This is a genomic window from Nonlabens xiamenensis, from assembly GCF_003865345.1.
Lineage (GTDB): Bacteria > Bacteroidota > Bacteroidia > Flavobacteriales > Flavobacteriaceae > Nonlabens > Nonlabens xiamenensis.
Genome location: NZ_RMVE01000002.1, coordinates 432,947 through 455,051 on the forward strand (window position 1 = coordinate 432,947; position 22,105 = coordinate 455,051).

The window sequence follows — 22,105 nt, forward strand, 5'->3', positions numbered from 1 at the left end:
TTATTCCCATTCAATGGTTGCAGGCGGTTTTGAACTGATATCATAGACCACTCTATTAACGCCTTTTACCTTATTTATTATTTCGTTACTGGTCGCCTGTAAAAATTCGTACGGCAAATTCACCCAATCTGCGGTCATTCCATCCGTACTTTCTACAGCTCGCAGGGCAACACATTTTTCATACGTACGCTCGTCACCCATTACACCTACACTATTCACAGGCAATAACATCGCCCCAGCCTGCCATACTTGATCATACAGGTCCCATTTTTTGAGGTTATTGACAAAGATGGCGTCAACTTCCTGTAAGATAGCTACTTTTTCTGGAGTAATGTCACCAAGAATACGAATTGCCAGTCCAGGACCAGGAAACGGATGCCTTCCCAACAACTCGGCTGACATTCCCATGGATTTACCCACCCTGCGTACCTCATCCTTGAACAAGGAACGCAACGGCTCGACAATTTTCAGCTTCATGTAATCTGGTAAACCACCCACATTATGATGCGATTTGATGGTAGCACTAGGCCCTCCGGTTGCACTGACACTTTCTATAACGTCAGGATAAATAGTTCCTTGAGCCAACCATACCACATCTTTGACCTGGTGGGCTTCATCATCAAAAACATCAATGAACACCTTACCGATGGCTTTCCGTTTGAGTTCTGGATCAGCCTGGCCCTTCAAGGCATCCATAAACCGTGCCGAAGCATCCACCCCTTTTACATTCAGCCCCATACCTTCATACTGCTGAAGCACCTGACTGAATTCATTTTTACGCAGTAATCCATTGTTGACAAAGATGCAATAGAGATTTTCTCCAATTGCCTTGTGCAATAACATCGCCGCTACCGAGGAATCTACCCCTCCAGACAAACCTAATACTACACGATCGTTGCCCAACATTTCCTGCAAACGCTCTACGGTTTCTTCTACAAAAGAGTCAGGCGTCCAGTCTGGTTCAACTCCAGCAATATGGATCAAGAAATTTTCAAGCAATTGCTTGCCATCGGTTGAATGGTATACCTCTGGATGGAATTGAATGGCAAAAGTAGTTTCCCCTTCTATTTTATAAGCAGCGTTCTCTACATCATGCGTGCTGGCCAATAAAACGCCTCCTGTAGGGAGTTTTTTGATGGTGTCGCTATGACTCATCCACACCTGACTTCCTGCCGATATTCCCTTAAAGAATTCCTCACCATCCTTGATGTGAGAAAGATGAGCACGGCCGTATTCTCTTGTGCTGGAAGCGCCTACCTCACCACCGTGAAAATGAGCGAGATATTGCGCGCCATAACAAACACCTAGCAACGGCTTTTTCCCTCTTATTTCCTCTAGATCAATGTGGAATGCCTCATCAGATCTTACCGACATCGGACTTCCAGAGAGAATCACAGCTTTGTAGGATTCCAGATTGGACGGAATCTTGTTGAAGGGATGAATTTCAGAATAAATATTGAGCTCCCTTACTCGGCGCGCAATCAGTTGGGTATATTGCGAGCCAAAATCTAGTATAAGTACCTTGTCGTGTTGCATGGGCAAATTTACTTTTTTCTGTTGGGAACCCATTCGATTGATTGGGCTTTTGTTAACGTGTTTTCAAGATTGTATAAAGCCCTGGATAAAACTACTCTTCAAACACCAGTACACTAAATCTCAAGTCCAACGGGTCTAATCCAGCCTGGATCCACTGAATCATTACTGGACCATAAGCTTGATAGAAATAGGAAAAATTACTCTGACGTTCCTGTAGGCTCTGGTTGGGAAAGAGTTGCTGTTGAATAAGTAAGCTGCGTTCCACCTGATCGGATAGCTTGCGCTTCTGTGCTTTGAGTAAGCGTTTTTCCAGATGTTCCAATCCCTTAATTTGTTTACGCTCCTGCGCTCCAACGGCTCCGAGAAATGAAGGGTCGGTTTGTTCGGCCAGTTCATATAATTCCTTGAACTGATGATGAAGCCTTTTTTTCTGTGGAGTAAAGTCAATATCAATTTGACTTAGTACGCGCGTTGCCTTTTCAGCCAACTGATGTTCTGGAAGGAAAAGATCTTCTAATTCGACCGGTAATCGTTTTAGTTTGCCCCATTCTTTTTTGGACATCAATAGCGCTGAATTTCGCAAGAGCAAGATAGGAAACACTACACCTTGGGAGTCAAAGTATTGTTTAAGTTGCAGCCAATAAGCCATTTCGCCCCCTCCACCTATATAACATAAATTAGGCAAGATAGATTCTTGATACAGCGGACGCATTAATACATTAGGTGAAAAGCGTTCTGGATACTGCTTCAACAGATCAATGATCTCCTCTTGAGAGAATGAGGTTTCCATTTCGTCCAAATAAAACCGACCGTCCCGCTTAATGATACGTTTTCGGTATTCGTCGGTCAGATAGAACAAGTTGATTTCCCTGGGGTTGACCTGTATGTTATATTGATCGGGCCACTTTTTTAAGGTTTGGCCGACAGATTGATGGCAGGAATGCTTTAATAATTCTTCCTGGAACGTGGGAATCATGAGTTTCTTTAACCTAGCATCATCTGCGTCTAAAACAATAAGTCCATCCTTGCCAAATAACTCATGTGCAAGGTATTGGGTAGCCGCCGCAAGATTGTCGTGATCCAGATAGGCTTCTTTAAATAACTCTTGCAATCGGAGCGCATTGTCGTGTTTCCCCAAAAATGTAGAAAAACCTTCTAAAACATGATCCAGACCTTCTGTGGTCAACCTACCGACAGCACCAGCAGCTTCTCGATCGTACACAATCTTACGACCGCCGTAATTGAAATACTGAATTTCTTCAAAATCATGATCTTCGGTAGCCATCCAATAAACAGGTACAAAATCAAAAGCTGGATATTCTTCTTTCAAACGTTCACAGAGCTTGATGGTAGAAATAATCTTGTACAAGAAATATAAAGGTCCAGTAAAGAGATTGAGTTGGTGGCCCGTAGTAATGGTAAAAGTGGTATCCTTAGACATCAGGTCGATCTGAACCATTGCATCCTTCTTATATTGTAAAGAGGAATACTGCTCTTTCAGGACCGATACTAAGGTTTGTCTATACACCTGTTTCGCCTGCCATTCTTTTTGTTTCTCCTCCAGTTGCGGACCAAAATTTTCCATCTTAGGATACCGATGGTACAAATGGGCAAGTTGTTCTTTTTGATCCAGGTAATCTGAGATCAGATCTGAAAAGAAACGCAATTGCTGGTAAGGTATATGTTTAACGGTCATGGAAAAAGCTGGCATCTGATCAACCATTTCCTGCGACGGATTTGGAAATGGATAATATCGCCTCTTATGATGGCTTACTCGAAGTTACTATTTCTTTTTTCCTTCGTACACCGGAAGGAGCTTATTGGACACCTCACCAAAACCAATTCGGAGGTCACCCTTATGGCAATAACCCCTCATAGTTACTGTGTCATTATCTTCTATGAACTTTCTCTCGGAACCATCGTTAAGCTTTACAGGCTTCTCTCCTCTCCAACTCAATTCCAGCATGGATCCATAAGATTCAGGTGTCGGACCAGAAATAGTTCCACTCCCCATCAGATCCCCACTATTTACTCTACAGCCATTGACGGTATGGTGGGCCAATTGCTGTGAGATGTTCCAATACATATATTTAAAATTGGAATTACAAACTGTGGTAGGTCTTCCGTTATCAGGGGTTACATCTACCTCAAGATTGATATCAAAGCTGTGTTTACCTTTGGAATCTAAATATTTCATCACAGGCTGTTCGCGTTTAGGGCCTTCAGTACGGAATGGCTCCAAAGCTTCCAAAGTAACGATCCACGGAGAGATCGAACTCGCAAAGTTTTTGGCCAAGAAAGGGCCTAAAGGAACATATTCCCATTTTTGTATATCACGGGCACTCCAATCATTGAGCAATACCATTCCAAAAATATAGTCCTCGGCTTCATTCACTGGTATAGGATGCCCCAGATTATTGGCATCTGTTGTAATAAAAGCCATTTCTAATTCAAAATCCACCAATTTTGAAGGGCCAAAAGTAGGTTCATCTGCATTGGCTGGAAAGGTTTGACCTTTGGGTCTGTGTATTGGAATACCAGAAGGTACGATCGAACTCGACCTGCCGTGGTAAGCTACAGGCATATGCAGCCAATTGGGCAGCAAGGCATTATCCGGATCCCTGAACATGGTTCCTACATTGGTCGCATGTTCCTTACTGCTATAAAAATCGGTATAATCCCCAATCATTACTGGCAACTGCATCTCTACCTCGTCCATGGCGAAGATGATACGCTCTCGATGCTCCTTATGGTCACGCAATTCAGGATTTTCCTTGTCAAAAATATCTCCGATACGGTTGCGCACCAACCGCCAGGTCTTTTTCCCATCAGAGATAAAATCATTGAGCGTATCCTGCATGAACATATCGTCTGTCAAAGGAACATCACTGAAATACCCCAACTCCTGCAACGCTCCCAAGTCAATCGCATAGTCACCAATTCTAGTTCCTATCGTGATCACATTGTCCCGGGTCAGGAATACCCCAAACGGTATGTTTTGAATAGGAAAGTGCGTGTCTCGATTATAACCGATCCAGGATTTACGGTTGGGATTGTTGGTTCTTTGAGGCATGATTTTTAATTTGTTGTTAAAAAGTACTATCCAAATATATCATTTATCAGTTGGTTGCACACGACCATAGCGTATTTTTGTTTACTAAAATATTCCCAATGGCACATAAGGATACAGTAATATTTGACCTGATTAAAAAAGAGCAACAACGTCAGACCCAAGGCATCGAATTGATCGCCAGCGAGAACTACGTGAGCGAAGAGGTCTTGGCCGCAGCTGGCTCTATTCTCACCAATAAATATGCAGAAGGTTACCCAGGCAAACGCTATTATGGCGGTTGTGAGGTGGTAGACCAAATAGAGAATATCGCTATCGACAGAGCAAAAGAACTTTTTAATGCCGAATACGTGAATGTGCAACCTCATTCTGGTAGTCAAGCCAATACAGCGGTATTTCACGCTTGTCTCAATCCAGGTGACAAGATTCTTGGTTTTGACCTCTCCCATGGAGGCCATTTAACCCATGGATCGCCAGTCAATTTTTCGGGTAAGCTCTATACCAATGCCTTTTATGGCGTACAAGAGGATACAGGAAGATTGGATTATGACAATATTGCTCAAATTGCACGTGAAGAGCAACCTAAAATGATCATTGCAGGTGCATCGGCTTATAGTAGAGAGATCGATTATCAACGCTTTCGCGAAATTGCAGATGAAGTAGGTGCCATCCTTTTGGCAGACATTGCCCATCCTGCCGGATTGATCGCTAAAGGCATTTTGCAGGACGCTGTGCCTCATGCTCATATTTGTACCACAACCACCCATAAAACTTTAAGAGGTCCTCGCGGCGGACTGATCGTCATGGGTGAGGATTTTGAAAATCCGTTTGGCCAGAAATTAAAAAATGGGAAGCTTAAAAAGATGTCCACTCTTCTTAACAGCGGTGTTTTCCCAGGAAACCAAGGTGGACCATTGGAGCATATCATCGCTGCTAAAGCGGTAGCTTTCCGCGAAGCCTTGTCTGATGAGTTCCTACACTACATGGTTCAAGTCAAGAAAAATGCCGAGGTAATGGCGCAAGCCTTTGTTGATCTAGGCTATCATATTATTTCAGGTGGAACTGACAACCACATGATGCTAATTGATCTAAGAAATAAAGGAATCAACGGGAAACAAGCTGAAGAAGCCCTCGGTAAAATTCACGTAACCGTCAACAAAAATATGGTTCCCTTTGATACAGAATCTCCTTTTGTCACTAGCGGTATTCGTATTGGTACACCAGCCATTACAACGCGAGGAATGAAAGAAGATGACATGAATGCCATTGTAGAGATCATAGATGAGTGCCTGCAAAATCACGAGGATGAAGCAAAGCTAAAATCATTGGCTGATCGGGTGACGTCGATGATGGGTGATCTTCCATTGTTCCAGATGTAAATCATCTCGGTATTTTAATAAAAAAAGAGGCTGTCTATAAAACATAGACGGCCTCTTTTCTTTTAATAGCTCATCGGCCTAGGAGCCGGCGATATATTGGTCCACTTGTTTTTCCAAGACGTTGAGTGGAAGGGCGCCGTTGGTCAAAATCACATCATGAAATTCCCTGATGTCAAATTTATCGCCCATGGCGTCTTTGGCTTTTTTTCTCAACTCCAAAATTTTGTTCATCCCCACTTTATACGCGGTGGCCTGTGAAGGCATCACTATATGACGCTCCACCATTTTTACAGCATCGCTTTCGGCATTGGGCGTATTGTCCATATAATATTTGATTCCCTCTTCACGGGTCCATCTTTGATCATGAATACCAGTATCCACGACCAGACGACAAGCTCTCCACAATTCCATAGCTAGTCTTCCAAAATCACTGTATGGATCATTGTATTTTCCAATTTCTTTGGGAATATATTCTGAATACAACCCCCAACCTTCAACGTAGGCAGTATAGAAACTGTGTTTTCTAAAATCGGGAATGCCTTCTAACTCTTGGGCAATGGCAATCTGCATATGGTGACCGGGAATGCCTTCGTGATAGGCCAGGGCTTCCATTTGATATGTAGGCATAGCTTCCATTTTATAGAGATTGGCATAGTAGGTTCCAGGTCGTGAACCATCCATGGCCGGTTGCTGGTAAAAAGCCTTACCTGCACTCGCCTCTCTAAATGCTTCTACCGCTTTGACCTGAATGTCAGCTTTGGGTTGGGTCAGGAACAATTGGTCCAAGTCTTTTTTCATTTGGGCGATGATAGCTTTGGCTTCTTTAAGGTATTTTTTTCGGCCAGTCTCATTATCCTGATAGTAAAATTGTTCATCTTCCCTCATAAATTTGAAAAAATCCTGCAAGGATCCCTCAAATTTCACCTGCTTCATGATCTCCTTCATTTCGCCGTGGATACGTTGCACCTCTGCCAAACCCAATTCATGAATTTCCTGTGCGCTCATATCCGTAGAGGTCGTTCTTTTCAGCGCCATTTCATAAAATTGATCACCTTTAGGAAATTTCCAAACGCCATCTTCTCCAGTAGCTCGTTGTTGTTGGTCTTCCAAGGTAGCAATCAAAGTTTCATAGCCTGCTTTAACTTCCTTGGAAAGTGCATTGATAGCCTCTTGTTCCAGCGCTTCCTTTTCCGCTTGATCAATGTTCAACTGATTGACTTTTGAGACAAAATCCGCCAATAAAGTGCTCTGGTCTTTGCTATCGGCAAAAGGAAAGCCACTAATTACATTTCGACTGTCTTTTAAGACATGATCAAAAACAAATTTGGGCACCATGATGCCGTTGCTTTCCCTGAGTTGAAGGTTTTCTGAAAGCTGTTCAAAAAGTGGCTGAATGCCCTTGAGTCTAGCGATGTAGGCTTTGGCATCTGGCACACTATCAATTTTGTGCATATTGATCAAGAAGGCAGGAATCTCAGCTTGCATACCGTGCATTTGATTCACCGGATAAGTATACAGCCTATAATCAAAGTCGGCTATTGCTTGTTCTTGCTTATCCTTATACAAATCATAACTCAGCTTGTCCTGTCCGCTCAACACTGAGGGATCAATAGAGTCCTTCAAATAAGTCAATCGCGCCTCGGCCAGCTTTTTTGACTCTAGCTCATACTCAGACGAGATGTCTGTCCAGGAGCCATAGTTGGTACGTATGCCCATAGAAGTTTGCATCTCTGGATCTCTGGCCAGATCGGTTTGAAATTGTTGTTCCAACCAATCGTTAAATTGTTGGGCAGCTTGATCTGGTGTCGCTTTCGCGAAAGCGTCCTTTGACTCATTTTTACAGGAAAAAAGCAGCAATATAACCGCCAATACAAACAAATTTCTCATATAGCTTGTGTTTACGGCTAAATATAATACAACAAAAAAACCGATGCGTTTTGACATCGGTTTTTATGAGAATTTTAGGGAATCACTTGGTGTTCTCTAGTAGCCATTCCAAATATTCCTCAATATCTGGTGTGTAACCTACCGGTTCCCCGACCTTATTGCCGTTTTGGTCCAAAATAGCATAATAGGGCTGGGCTGCATTGTTGTATTCTTTCTTTTGCAATTCGTACCATTTATCGCCAATGGTCCTCACTTTGCCATCAATGATGTCAGATTCATATTGTTGGTCTTCTGGAAGTTTATTGGCATCGTCTACATACAATGATATGAGCACCACATCGTTTTTCAAAATGGGCAATATACGCGGGTCGGACCAAACGCGTTCTTCCATCTTTCGGCAGTTGACACAGGCCCAACCCGTGAAATCAAGAAGTACGGGTTTACCGACTTCTTTGGCGTAAGCCATACCTTCTTCATAATCGTGAAAAGAGATGATATCATGTACGGCCAGGTGAGCTCCTTCAGGAAGTTCTTCTTTCAATTCCACTTTGGAATACCCTACTCCATAAGGTGACTCGGCATAATTTAGTGGTGGTGGGAAACCTGAGATAATCTTGAGTGGCGCACCCCATAATCCAGGTAACATATACAAAGTCACAGCCAATGTGAGTAATCCGAGCAAAAATCTACCGACAGAAATAGGTTGTTCAGGTCCATCGTGCGGAAGTCTAATCTTTCCAAACAAATAAAGTGCTAGGCTGGTACTCACAGCAATCCATAAAGCTAAGAAGACCTCTCTTTCCAAGAAGTGAAACTGGTACACCAAATCTGCCGAAGAAAGAAATTTTAATGCCAGGGCAAGTTCCAAAAATCCCAGTACCACTTTAACCGTATTGAGCCATCCACCAGATTTAGGCAGCGAATTCATCCAGCCAGGGAAAATGGCAAAAAGTGTAAAGGGCAGCGCCAGTGCAAGGGAGAAACCGAACATACCTATAATGGGCGCGATCCCACCCTTGGTAGAAGATTCTAAAATTAAGGATCCCACGATAGGACCTGTACAGGAAAAGGAAATAATGGCTAGTGCCAAGGCCATAAAAAATATACCGATGATACCGCCTTTGTTAGCATTGGCATCTACCCTATTGGCCCAGGACTGGGGCAAAGTGATTTCAAAAGCGCCAAAAAAGGAAATAGCAAAAATGACCAGTACTAAAAAGAAAGACAAATTAAGCCACGGATTCGTAGCCATAGAATTCAGGATCCGGTCCCCAAACAAGGCAGTAACAGCCGATCCAAGTACAACATACACCAAAATGATAAAAAACCCATAAAGAAAGGCTTTTCTGATCCCAGAAGCTCTGTTCTTACTTTGTTTTGTAAAGAAACTTACCGTCAAGGGAATCATCGGGAAAACGCAGGGCGTTAATAAGGCGGCAAAACCAGCCAGAAAAGAAACGATAAATATGCCCCAAAGGGATCTATCTTCTTCATCTTTTGCAGGAGACGAGGGCTCTAATTCAGCTTCTTTTTTTTTAACCTCTTCTTTGGTTGGCGGCGGATTTCCAGAATGACCTTCTTTAACAGGAATGTCCTTTTCGGCAGGTGCCTGGGCCACTAATGGTTCTCGTTCCTCGTCTAAATATGTTTCAATAATCATCCCTGCATCCTCTGGAATACTGGCTTCAGGATTGATTTTGTAGTACAAGGGAACACCCGTAGGTCGCAAACAGCGCTCATCATCACAGGTCTGATAAAAAGCCTCGGCGACCAAGTATTCTAAATTGGGGTCTAACACCTTTATTTTTTGTTCAAAAACTGCCAGATCGGCAAATTGGTAGACATTGAATCCCCATACATCAGAATACTCTGCATAGGAACCATTTTCTTTGTTAGGACCCAGCAATTCGATCTTAGCTTCTGCGTCATAAAAACTAAGCGTGGTAGCCACTGGTCCTCTATTCTCTTCTGAAGAGGCTTGGGAATACACATGCCATCCGGGCTCGATGAGTGCGGTAGTCGTTAATAGGTATTCATTATTTGAGAGTTTTTCTACTTCAGTAGACCATTCCGTCGGGTCCGATTGGGCTTGAATCGAACATACGGACAACACCCACAGGGCAATAAGCGTTAATCCTTTCATTTTTCTAAATTAAGTTCTAAAATATGTTTGGTTTTGGATGTGATCACAAAATTTTTGGAAGCGCGTAAACCTACCAACCACAAAATTTTGTTTTCACATGTCAATACTAAGGCTTTTTCTTTATCTATTAAAGAAACCTTAAGATCAGTTAATAAATCGCTGACTAATTTAGTGCCTTTCATACCAAAAGGCTGCATGCGATCGCCAATTTGCCAGGTACGCAACTCCAATGGCCATTGTATCAGATCAGCATCGAGAAAAATACGATCATCTCTCTGTCTGGATTTTACATATTGCAGTGGATCTTGGGTTTTCACTTCATTTATGCTAATTCTCTTACCTGCCAGGCTTACTTCTTGGGCGGTTTTATCTATGAGTTGGCCTAGCGCTCGAACTTCTACTTTATGCCTCAGACTGAGTCGGTCCCGACCCCTGATCAATTCCCAATCCCCTGCAAAAATTCGTTTGCCTGGCTGGGCATCCAGCAGTTGAACCGCATCAGGAATGTGAAACCCATATGATTTGATCAGTTCATATAAATAGGCTTCGGCAGCTCTGGTGGCCTTCAGTTTTTGAAGAGCTATATGCATTCCATCCTGATCTTTGCTGGTCCCGCTTTCGCGAAAGCGGTCTACCTCGCGCTGTACCAAAAGATCGGCTTGTTTTAGATAGGCCAAACTATCGGCCAGATGCAAACCCAATTCTGGTAAAATTTCATGTAGTTGAGGCAGTACCTGATGCCTTAATTTATTGCGCAAATAAGCTTGAGAGGCATTGCTAGAGTCTTCTCGCCAATGCAGATTTTGTTTTTCTGCATAGGCCAATATGTCTTTCTTTCTCCATGAGAGCAAAGGTCGTCTGATATGCCCATTGCGCGCTGGAATACCTGAAAGCCCCTTCAAACCTGCGCCGCGTCCTAAATTGATCAGCAAGGTTTCTAGTTGATCGTCCAAATGATGTGCCGTCAGCACATAGTCCACTTTTCCGCTTGCTATCCATTCACTGAACCAATCGTAACGCAGTTGTCTGGCTGCCATCTGGATCGAACACTTATGTCTGGTGGCATAATTAGCGGCATCCATCTCGCGGACCTGTATTGGCCACCCCAAACGATTGGCCCAATCGGCAAGGAATTGAGCATCTGCATCACTTTCTGCCCCTCGCAATTTGAAATTGACATGGAGGATACTGGCCGATAAACCCAGCTCAGAGCAAAGTTGTATCAATACGCTGCTGTCTAATCCGCCGCTGGCCGCCACAGCAACCCTGGCACCCGACAATTCAGGAAATTCACGGATGATGTTTGTGGCAAGATCATTCATATCCCGGCAAAGTTACTCAAAACGAATTCCCTGTAAGGCGAGGACTTGAATCAAGGCCTTGGCTTTAAGTAGACATTCCTCGTATTCTTTCTCAGGCGTGGCTGCGGCTGTTAATGCACTACCCACTCCAAAGGCGAGTTCGTTTAAGTTTTGATTATATAGAATAGTCCGGATCACCACGTTGAAGTCAAAATCATCATCTGGGGTGAAGTAACCAATAGCTCCACTGTATAAACCTCGCTTGAAGGATTCGTTCTGTTCAATAATCTTCATCGCGCTGATTTTAGGAGCGCCAGTCATACTTCCCATTGGAAAACTGGCCTTAATCGCATCCATTGCATTGTATTCGGGAGCAAGTCTTGCTGTGATCGTGCTGATCATCTGATGCACTTGCTTAAAACTATAGATTCCAAAAAGCTCCTCTACCTCAACACTGCCTTTGGCGGCTATACGCGCCAGGTCATTGCGCACCAGGTCCACAATCATGACATTTTCAGACCTCTCTTTGGGATCTTTAAACAATTCTGTTCGCAAGGCTTGATCTTCTACTATCGCCATGGATCTTCTTGCCGTACCTTTTATGGGTTGAGAAACTAGCAAATTACCTTCTTTTTTCAGGTAACGCTCGGGACTGGCACTCATCACATGGTAATCTCCAAACCTAGCGTAAACCGCAAAAGGAGGTTCACTTACTGCATTGAGATCTAAAAATGCTTTTAAAGAGTTTAGGCGAACTTTTTCCGCATAAAATTGTGTGCAGAAATTGGCTTCATAAATATCACCTCTATGGATGTGGTCAAGAAATGTTTGCGCCTTTTTTAGATAGGCTTCACGTGTATCTCTAGCGATGAGATTTCCGCCTTCAAAAGGTCCCGAAGTATGATGGTGGGCACTTGTTGCTTGAATGACATCAATTATTGATTGAGCTTCCTGAACGGAGCAATGGGCATGTACTTTTACTGCGCTAGCTGTAAGTTCAAAAATGAATTTGGGCACAAAAAAACAAAGGTCTGGAAATCGCAGATTGTCAACACCTCCAGTGGTCAAAGATTCAAGTTCGCTTTTTAAATCGTAACCCAACCATCCAAAACACCAGTCTTGGTGCTGCTGACGAAAGTTTTCCAAGGCATCAAATGCCTTTCCCGCTGCGCAAACCAACATATCTACTACTCCTACGCCGATCAAAGTTTCATGACTGGTGTAGGATGACTCAGCCTGATTACTATCCAACATACAGAAATACTCTTCCTGCTGGTAGTAGGACAACAATCGGCGTTTAAAATCAACTGAATCCTTTAAGGGAAATCTATGCGCGATACGTTTTTTCATGCCACGCAAAGATAGCAGGGCGTGGGGAATTTCGAATTCTGAATTTAAAAGCTATACTTTACAATACCGCGAATAAAAAACGGAGTTCCTGGGGTAAAATGAATTTCTTCCACAGGTTGGGACTCGTTGGCCAATCTGGAATTGGTGGCAAATTGCGTTTCATTCCATTCGGTATCCGTTAGATTCTGAATGGCTACTCCCAGGTTGAGTTGTGGGGACAAGTCATAGTTTACATTCAAATCTGAGACAAAGTAACCATCGGCGACAATACTATTGTCTTCATTGGCGGGCCGGTCTGCGATATATCTATAACGCAATCCTACATTCCATTTTCGATAATTTTTGAGACTAATTCCTCCCGTTGAGGTCCATTTAGGCGCCAGCGGAATAAAGTCGGCTCCATCAGTCTCATCCACTGCTCGTGCATGGGCATAATTCAAATTGCTATCCAAAAATAAATGATCGGTTAACTGGTATTGAAGGCCCAGATCAAAACCATAGCGTTGGGTCTGACCACTGGGCTCGACAATACCAGCATCACCTACATATACAAATTCCTGTTCTAGATACAGGTACCATAAAGCTGTATTGATAATCAGTCGGTCGTTGGCTTTCCAGATACTTCCTAGGTCAGATCCATAGCTGAGCGGCAGGATATCATCGGCAGATTGTTGTAGTACTACCCGGGTATCGTTGCTGTGGAAACCTATTCCATTGCGCCAATATAACTTCAGCTTATCGTTGAGGCGGTAGTCCAGATTCAATTTAGGTAACAGGGCGGTTTCTGATTGTGACTGGGTATCATAGGTACTGGCCAGGGCATCTTTATAGTTGAATTTGAATCGCTCCAATCGCAATCCAGCTTCAAGCATCCACCGATCCAAATACCAAGAAGCACTGGTAAACAAGGAGGCATTGGTCTCATTGATATCGCCTAATTGGATTTGCTCCAGGGTTTCCCTTCTATTGGCTGTGCGTGCTAGACCTGTTCCATCAGTGCGATCATTGCGCAATCCTATTCCTGCTTTTAATAGCAAATGGTGATCCCCCAGCATGGTTTTATAGCTATAATCGGCTTTAAAGCCCATCATATCCCGAGATTCCTGCTGGCGTATTTGATCTCCATTAATAGGGTCTTCCAAAAAGAAGGTAAAATTGGAGAACAACAAGAAATCGTAGTGTGAGTAATAAGCCTGGACATGCATTCGTTCACGACTATTGATGGGCTTTTCATAATTTAAAACCAGGCTTGTTCTGGAGGTATTACCGCCCTCAGTATCGTCGATGGCTCCAAATCTGCTGATCAATCCCTGATCCACTGCGCGTTGCGGAATCTGGCCGCTAGCGTCCCATTCACTGTCAAAATGTGAAATCCCTAAGTCAATTCGGTCGCCGTTTTGAGTCACATGATTGAACTTTCCAAAGAGATTTAATCGATCAAAATTCTGCGGACTTTCAAACGCGCCATCGAAGGTTAAATATTCTGTGGCCATATAAGCACTGGTGTGCGTATTCTCAACCAGTTTAATCATTCCCAGATAGCGTTGGTGGTTGAAGTCCCCTATTTCTGTGCTTATACTACTGCGATTTAAGTATCGCTTGGTCTGGAAACCTACGTGTCCGGCCGTGGCAAAGTTACCTACCTCAGGGTCGTAACTCCCTTTGGCATAACGGATATTGTCAATGGTTTCAGGGATGACAAAATGAAGATCTGCATAACCCTGACCATGGGCATGGGACACCATATTGACTGGCATTCCATCCAAATTGATCGCAACATCCGTACCGTGATCCACATCAAACCCGCGTAAAAAAATCTGCTCGGCTTTACCACCGCCAGCATGTTGCCCAATAAATAATCCAGGTACTTTTTGTAAAATCTCTTGGGAACTGGTAACTGGATTAATTTCCAGATCGACTTTGGCCAGCGTGTTTAAGGTTTCTACCTGATTACTGATGGTGACCGCCTCTAAATCAAGCGGTGCTTCCTTCAGTACAATTTCGAGAACTACATCTTCTCCGTCGATGACTTCATTGAAAGTTGCATATCCTACATGTGAGAACTGCAGGCTATCGCCTTCGTCTACATTTTGAATCTGAAAGAAGCCTTCCGTGTTTGTATGGGTATGCGTGCCTGATTTTACATGCCATACATAGACGTTTTTAATGGGTCTCCCCTCTTGATCAAGCACGGTCCCCTTGATCGTTTGTGCTGTGGACAGGTAAGTAAAAAGAAAGATAAATAGGGATAATATCGCTTTCGCGAAAGCGGAAAAAGCAGTCATAAAGTGGTTGTTTTACCGCCTATATACGTGACCGCAGTTGCGTACGGGTGCTAACAAAATGTTAATAGCACAAAAAAAAGCCTCCATCGGAAAATGGAGGCCTTTTTTTCAACTCGTAAAGCTGATTTAGCTCAGCTCTTTTGCTCGACGTTTGCGCTCGTTTTCATCCAAATAGATTTTACGCAATCTCAGGTAGTTAGGTGTCACCTCTACATATTCATCCTTTTGAATGTATTCCAAAGCTTCTTCTAAGGTAAACTTAACTGGCGGAGCGATCTTCACCTTATCATCAGCTCCGGCACTACGCACGTTAGAAAGCTTTTTAGTTTTGGTTAGGTTCAGTACTAAATCATCAGGTCTTGAATTTTCACCCACTACCTGTCCGGTATAAATTTCTTCACCCGGAGCGATAAAGAATTTACCTCTATCCTGCATTTTATCCATAGAATATGGAATAGCTGTTCCTTTTTCCATGGAGATCAACGATCCATTGATACGGCCTGGGATATCTCCTTTAAAAGGTTCAAAACCTACAAATCTGTGGTTCATGATGGCCTCACCAGCGGTCGCAGTAATCAATTGATTTCTTAGACCAATGATTCCACGTGATGGAATTTTAAACTCGCACAGCATACGATCACCTTTAGGCGTCATGCTGGTCATTTCCCCTTTTCTCATGGTCACCATTTCAACAGCCTTACCACTTACATTTTCAGGAAGATCAATAGACAATTCTTCTATTGGCTCACATTTTACACCGTCTATTTCCTTAATGATGACCTGCGGCTGTCCAATCTGCAATTCGTAACCTTCGCGACGCATGGTCTCGATCAATACAGAGAGGTGCAATACCCCACGACCAAAAACCATGAATTTATCGGCGCTATCCGTGTCATGCACTTGGAGAGCCAGGTTTTTTTCCAATTCCTTGGTCAAACGGTCCTTGATATTACGAGAGGTAACGTATTTCCCATCTTTCCCAAAGAAGGGCGAATCGTTAATGGTAAATAACATACTCATGGTAGGCTCATCAATAGCGATGGTTTCCATTGCCTCTGGATTTTCAAAGTCGGCTACACTATCACCGATCTCAAAACCTTCCAGGCCTACCAACGCACAAATATCTCCTGCGTGAACCTCTTCTACTTTGGCGCGTCCCATTCCGTCAAAAACGTAGACTTCCTTAACGCGTGTTTTTTGTTGATCGCCGTCGCGTTTGCACAAAGTTACCTGTTGGTTTTCTTTGATGCTACCACGCTTGACACGTCCAATTGCGATACGTCCGGTATAGTTGGAGAAGTCCAATGAGGTAATCAATAATTGGGTAGTTCCCTCTTCTACTTTAGGCGCTGGTACGTGCTCGATTACCATATCCAGCAAGGGCTCGATGTTTTCGGTCTCGTCCTTCCAATCTTCACTCATCCAGTTGTTCTTGGCGCTTCCATAAACAGTTGGAAAATCCAGCTGCCATTCTTCGGCACCCAATTCAAACATCAGATCAAAGACAGCTTCGTGCACTTCTTCTGGCGTACAGTTTTCCTTGTCCACCTTATTGACTACCACGCAAGGTTTGAGACCCAAGTCAATGGCTTTTTGTAATACAAATCGGGTTTGTGGCATAGGACCTTCAAAAGCATCTACCAAGAGTAGAACTCCGTCGGCCATATTTAATACACGTTCTACTTCACCACCAAAATCGGCGTGACCTGGTGTATCGATGATATTGATTTTAGTACCCTTATAATTAACAGATACGTTTTTTGCCAAGATAGTGATCCCTCGTTCTCTCTCCAGGTCATTATTGTCCAAGATGAGTTCGCCAGTGGATTCGTTTTCACGAAAAATCTCACAGTGGTGAAGAATTTTATCAACCAAGGTTGTCTTTCCATGGTCAACGTGCGCAATGATGGCAATGTTTCTAATGTCTTTCATAAATAAAAATAGCGCTTGTTAGCGGCTGCAAAAGTAGTCTTATTTATTGGTTTATAGGGATTTGTTGCGTTAAATGATCCTGATCAACAACTGACTGATTTTCAGTAAGAACATCATTTTAATCAATTCATCTGCACCCTTAGCAGTATTGAAGGGCGAAGGCTGATGGATCAAACGCTTACATAAAAAATTTTTTTGACGACTATATATGAGTTAATATTGTCGCTTAATTTTTTTGAATGGAATTGCAACAATTTGATGTGGCTGTGATTGGCGCTGGACCAGCAGGAGCCATGGCAGCCTATGAATTGGCCAAAGCTGGCAAGCAGGTTTTGGTAGTAGAAAAAAAGGAACTCCCACGCTACAAAGTTTGCGGTGGTGGTTTTGTGTATCGTGGCCTGCGGCAAATGCCATTTAATGTAGAAGAGGCTATCGACTTACAATACAAGAAAATTGATATATTTTTTAAGAATGGAGTTCACCTTGAATCCTCAAGTGACCATCCTACCTTAAGTATGGTGATGAGGGATGACTTTGATCATCTATTGATCCAAAAAGCGACCCAGGCAGGTGCCGTTTTGGAAAGCGGTAGCAAACTCACTTCTATGGAGCTCAAAGATGATGGCGTGCTGCTTACCACGACCAAAAAAAGTCATCAGGTAAATGCAGTTATTGCCGCAGATGGAGCCTATAGCCCAACGGCCAAAATGGCTGGATGGAAAAATGAAACCAGACGCATGGTACCTGCGCTGGAATACGAAATTTATGTATCTGAAGAAGTGTACCAAAAATTTAGTGATGTCGTGCGATTTGATATGGATGCTGTACCCTATGGTTATGGCTGGTGTTTTCCAAAAGATGGACACCTTTCAGTAGGGCTTGGGGGTTTTCATAAGGACAAGAAAAAATTTGATTTAAAGCAAAGCTGTATGGATTACATAGAGCGTTTGGGCATTACGGATATTGTAAAAATCAAAAAATACGGCTACAATATTCCGATTGGGACGCGAACTGATGGTTTTGTAAAGAATCGGGTATTTTTAGTCGGAGACGCAGGTGGTTTTGCCGATCCGATTACTGCTGAAGGTATTTCGAATGCTTTGATGACAGGAACCTGGGCAGGGCAGGCACTGGCTCAATCACCAGACGACATAGACAAAGCCGCAGACATCTACAAAGACAGGCTCTCGACCGACTTGTTGCCCTATTTAAAAACTGCTGCAAAAATTGCCGATATCTTTTACGGTTATGAATGGTTAAGAAATGTGCTGATCAAGAAGTATGGCGATTATTTTGCTCGCTACATGACCCAGATTTTTTCAGGCGAAAAAAATTACCCCATTCACCTAAAAAGAAAATTGGTTCAAAAAGCTTGGTCTTCTCTTTTGGGAAAATAAATCATATTCTTTAGATTCCCTTTTTTTGAGGTTAGAGCTGGTTTTTCTATTGGTTATATCGCTTTCGCGAAAGCGATATCCTACAACTTTTAGAATTTTACAAATTCAGTCCTTTTAAAAATGAATCCTACCGCTTAAGCAAGAAGTTTGAATTTCCCGCCGGATCAAGATTATCTTTGCTACCGTGCGTGTTTTTGTTTTTCTTTATTTGCTGATAGGTTTTCAGGCTGTATTTGCCCAGCAATTGGAACCTGTAAAATACCAGCTTTCTACCGAGCATGGATTACCGGACAATGAAGTCTATGCAATCATTGCAGACCAGGAACACAATCTCTGGTTGTCGACAAATAGCGGAACCTTTAAATACAATGGCAGGTCGTTTGAACATTTTCATCATGAAAAGCAAAAGGGACAATCTACTTTTGGCATAATTGCAGATTCCTCTGGAACTTTATGGTATAACAATGGTTATGGCCAGATCTTTAGCATCAACAACGACAAAGTATCATTAAGGTATGAGTTTGACCGTGTACCATTGAGCTACGTAGAAAAAATAAATGTGTTTGATGACCTCATTTATGTAAGCGGCAGGGAAAAGATTGTAATTTTTGATACTTTAAGTGGAGAGGTAAAGACTCATGACTATCAGAGTCAAAGCTTGCCCGCGACTAATGTAGACGTTTCCCCTAATGGTGCCTTTACCATCAAGGGTAATTATTTACTCAATTTACATAGGGAAGGACACACCATTCAAGCCATGGATCTGACCAACCTCAAGCTGCCAAAAAATAGAGGCTTCTTGTTTCATTTTGAAGAGGATATTTATGGGGCGTTCCCCAATTCCAATGGAAATTTATTTTTCTCCATTTTGCAGCAGAAGGAATTGATGGGCGCTTTTAAAGAAATCGATGACGCCTCAATCAATTTCATAAAAAAAATCGATGAGACCTTATGGTTTTTCACATCAAACGGCGCTTACCGTTATTCATTCAGCAACGACAAGTTTCACTATGACAGCCACTACCTCAAGGATCACACAGTAACCAACCTGGTGGTAGACCATGATGAGAACCTCATTTTTAGCACTTTAAATGATGGTTTATTTATTATTGAAGATCCTACCATAAAAGTTTTACAACTAACTGATTTTGCTCCTCTGTCGAGCATTAATTCGTTGACAAATGGCAGGCAGGGTGAAATTTACTTTCTGGTCAACCAAAGAAAGCTGGTTAACTACAATACTATTACTGGAAAAGCTACTTTCAAAAATATCAGTAGGCACCAAGATCAGTTACTATATTATGACAAACTGAAGAATCGATTGTGGTTATTCAACAATCAGGTAGCCACGGTCTTTGACGCTGACCTGCATGTCATCGATAGATTTTCTGGCATCGCCCGACCCAAGGATTTTAAACGAGCTTCAAAAAATGCTTTCATAGCAGGATATTATAACAGCGTAATGCTTGTTGACGAGGAGCTCAACCCGATTCAGAGTATTCCCATACGCACTTCTATTGTAGAAAACACCAAGGAAAAACTCTACTATTCATCTATTAACGGAGTATTTGTCACAGATCATGATCTGATGAACAATATGCCTTTAGAACTAAATGGCAAGGCATTCAAAGCCAATAAGATCGTCAGCGGCCAGGAAAGTGATATAGTTTATGCTGTTTCAAATCAAAAGCTATTTACCATTGATAGTTCCACGGTCAAACCCCACACGTTTCAATATTCTTTAAAGGAGGAGCTTGTCATTGATATTGCATACAAAGAACCTTTTCTAACCGTGCTGACTGACAAGGGTCTATATGATTACCATACGACCACCCATAAACAACTGAACTATCCTTTCTCCCTACCTAAAAACATTAGAAAAAACCTTAAACAGATACTGCCAGTTGCTAATCAATTATGGATGACAGACGGTAAGGGTTTATATATGAAATCAAAGGAAAGCAAGAGTTTATTGCCTACTAAGGAAATCGAACTCACCATGGATGGCCTTTGGATCGATAAAAATTCTGTAAAATTCAGAAACGATCAAACGATTGAAATTGAATATAACAGTACGGTAAAGATGATCCCATGGGTCAACCAAGTCAATAGCAGCCGCCAATATAACTACTACTACACACTAGATGAAGAAGAATGGCACACTTTAGAGGCAGGAGATGCAATTAGCCTTTCTGGGTTACCTGTGGGGAAAAACACGCTATTGATACAAGCGGAGGATAAATTGACTCAATCAGAATCAAACCTCCTATCAATCCATTTTGAAGTGGCAGCACCATACTTCAAGACTTGGTGGTTCTACGCGGTTATCTTTCTTCTATGTTTGCTTACCACTGGTGCATTTTATTCAATTTTTAACGCCTATAGAAACCGGAGATGGGAACATAAGATAACAAGCGTTCAAAATGAAAAAAGGCTTGTACAGCTGCAGTTGGAAAACTTGAGATCGCAGATGAATCCGCACTTCCTTTTTAATGCTCTGAACAGCCTTCAGGATCACATCATAAGCAACGAGCAAAAAGAAGCCAGCAAGTTTCTCGTCAAATTCAGCAAGCTCATGCGCATGTTTCTTGACCACAGTCGATCAGATGTCATTACTCTTGATCAAGAAATAGAGACGCTTGAACTATATCTATCACTGGAAAAAAAACGCTTCAATAACCAATTGACCTATAAAATTAAGATCGATCCATCTATCAATAGATTCAAGACGATGGTACCATCTCTTTTTCTACAACCATACATCGAGAACGCTTTACTTCACGGTCTGCTCAACAGGAATGGAAAAAAGGAGCTATCTATTGTTTTTTCAAAATACAATAACTCACTATTTTGTCGGATAAGCGATAATGGTATAGGTCGTGAGGCTGCAGCTGAACTGGCAAAACAACGTCAATCACATAGACCATTTGGGACGATGGCCAACAACAAACGCATTCAATTGATCAATTCGGGAGGAAACATGAAGTTGAATGTTGAATACACTGACCATACTGACACCAACGGGCAAGCCACCGGCACAAGCATTTTAATAAAGTTATTTCATGAACATCTCTATTCTTATCATTGATGACGAGGATCAAGCCAGACGACTGCTGCGCAACCTCATTTTAAAGAAATATGAATATGCAACTTTGCATGAGGAATGTAACATTTTGGACGCCGTAGAGGTAATCAAGAAAAATAAGGTTGACCTTGTCATATCTGATATCAACATGCCAGGTCATAGTGGTTTGGAGCTCGTCGATCTAATTAATCGGGAGTCATATGATTTTTCATTGATCTACACCACTGCGTTTGATCATTATGCGATTGAGGCATTTAAGACCAATGCCATTGATTATATACTCAAGCCCCTGGATGAAGATGAATTGTATGATGCGATAGAAAAAGCGTTGAGGCTGCAGGAAAAAAACGCAGACTTGGGTGAGCGACTCAAACGCATGCTGTCGTACGTTTCGATGAATAAGATCAAGCTTAAAATTCCTAAAGGCTACCTATTCGTGAAACCAGAGGAGATTATCATGTTTGAGGCAGACGGGATGTACACTTATGTCCACCTTACGGGACAGAAAAAACAGTTGATATCAAAACCACTTAAGTTTTTTGTGGACCAATTACAGGATAATACTTTGTTTTATAGACCGCAACGGTCCTACCTCATCAATCTTAGCCAAATCACTGAGGTCAGAAAAGACGAGGCACTCTTCATCGTCATGACAAATGGTGATAGTGTGACTGTTGCGCGAGATAAGAAAAAGGGGTTTCTGAGTACGCTGGATAAGTTATTTTAAACAGAAAGAGCCG

13 protein-coding genes are annotated in these 22,105 nt (G+C 42.4%); 4 read left to right on the top strand and 9 right to left on the bottom strand.

Annotated elements, in window-relative coordinates; translation table 11 throughout:
• The 3 genes from guaA to fahA all read right to left on the bottom strand — a co-directional run bounded on the left by guaA (position 1) and on the right by fahA (position 4,609).
• On the bottom strand, positions 1 to 1,536 hold the full coding sequence (gene guaA / locus EGM47_RS06900) for a glutamine-hydrolyzing GMP synthase (protein WP_124980042.1): 1,536 nt from the start codon (positions 1,534 to 1,536) through the stop codon (positions 1 to 3).
• A gap of 91 nt (positions 1,537 to 1,627) precedes the next feature.
• Positions 1,628 to 3,259, bottom strand: coding sequence for a bacillithiol biosynthesis cysteine-adding enzyme BshC (bshC, locus tag EGM47_RS06905; RefSeq protein ID WP_240642324.1), 1,632 nt, complete (start codon positions 3,257 to 3,259; stop codon positions 1,628 to 1,630).
• A 60-nt stretch (positions 3,260 to 3,319) separates the two neighbouring features.
• Complete coding sequence (gene fahA / locus EGM47_RS06910; protein WP_124980043.1) at positions 3,320 to 4,609, bottom strand: fumarylacetoacetase; 1,290 nt, start codon at positions 4,607 to 4,609, stop codon at positions 3,320 to 3,322.
• Positions 4,610 to 4,707: 98 nt separating this feature from the next.
• Between fahA and EGM47_RS06915 the strand changes: the two genes are divergently transcribed.
• Entirely contained in the window at positions 4,708 to 5,985 is a 1,278-nt protein-coding gene (locus tag EGM47_RS06915; protein ID WP_124980044.1) for a serine hydroxymethyltransferase, read from the top strand.
• A 78-nt stretch (positions 5,986 to 6,063) separates the two neighbouring features.
• Here the strand turns inward: EGM47_RS06915 and EGM47_RS06920 are convergent, their stop codons facing one another.
• The 6 genes from EGM47_RS06920 to typA form a co-directional block, all read right to left on the bottom strand.
• A complete protein-coding gene (locus EGM47_RS06920) occupies positions 6,064 to 7,872 on the bottom strand; it encodes a DUF885 domain-containing protein (protein ID WP_124980045.1) in 1,809 nt (602 codons plus the stop codon).
• An 82-nt stretch (positions 7,873 to 7,954) separates the two neighbouring features.
• Positions 7,955 to 10,015 (bottom strand): protein-disulfide reductase DsbD family protein, encoded by a 2,061-nt coding sequence (locus EGM47_RS06925; RefSeq protein ID WP_124980046.1) that lies wholly within the window; start codon positions 10,013 to 10,015, stop codon positions 7,955 to 7,957.
• Complete coding sequence (tilS, locus tag EGM47_RS06930) at positions 10,012 to 11,337, bottom strand: tRNA lysidine(34) synthetase TilS (protein WP_124980047.1); 1,326 nt, start codon at positions 11,335 to 11,337, stop codon at positions 10,012 to 10,014. The genes EGM47_RS06925 and tilS overlap by 4 nt, the downstream gene beginning before the upstream one ends.
• A gap of 12 nt (positions 11,338 to 11,349) precedes the next feature.
• Positions 11,350 to 12,666 carry an anthranilate synthase component I family protein gene (locus EGM47_RS06935; protein ID WP_124980048.1) on the bottom strand — a complete coding sequence of 439 codons (1,317 nt, stop codon included), beginning with the start codon at positions 12,664 to 12,666 and terminating at the stop codon, positions 11,350 to 11,352.
• A gap of 44 nt (positions 12,667 to 12,710) precedes the next feature.
• A complete protein-coding gene (locus tag EGM47_RS06940; protein WP_124980049.1) occupies positions 12,711 to 14,951 on the bottom strand; it encodes a TonB-dependent receptor in 2,241 nt (746 codons plus the stop codon).
• A gap of 126 nt (positions 14,952 to 15,077) precedes the next feature.
• Positions 15,078 to 16,883, bottom strand: a complete 1,806-nt coding sequence (gene typA, locus EGM47_RS06945) for a translational GTPase TypA (RefSeq protein WP_124980050.1) — start codon at positions 16,881 to 16,883, stop codon at positions 15,078 to 15,080.
• A 239-nt stretch (positions 16,884 to 17,122) separates the two neighbouring features.
• Here typA and EGM47_RS06950 point away from each other — a divergent pair, with 239 nt between their 5' ends.
• The 3 genes from EGM47_RS06950 (at position 17,123) to EGM47_RS06960 (ending at position 22,092) form a co-directional block, all read left to right on the top strand.
• Positions 17,123 to 18,280: an NAD(P)/FAD-dependent oxidoreductase gene (locus EGM47_RS06950; protein ID WP_124980051.1), complete on the top strand. Its 1,158-nt coding sequence runs from the start codon at positions 17,123 to 17,125 to the stop codon at positions 18,278 to 18,280.
• Positions 18,281 to 18,464: 184 nt separating this feature from the next.
• On the top strand, positions 18,465 to 21,368 hold the full coding sequence (locus tag EGM47_RS06955; protein WP_124980052.1) for a sensor histidine kinase: 2,904 nt from the start codon (positions 18,465 to 18,467) through the stop codon (positions 21,366 to 21,368).
• A complete protein-coding gene (locus EGM47_RS06960; RefSeq protein WP_124980053.1) occupies positions 21,343 to 22,092 on the top strand; it encodes a LytR/AlgR family response regulator transcription factor in 750 nt (249 codons plus the stop codon). The genes EGM47_RS06955 and EGM47_RS06960 overlap by 26 nt, the downstream gene beginning before the upstream one ends.
• Positions 22,093 to 22,105 lie beyond the last annotated feature (13 nt).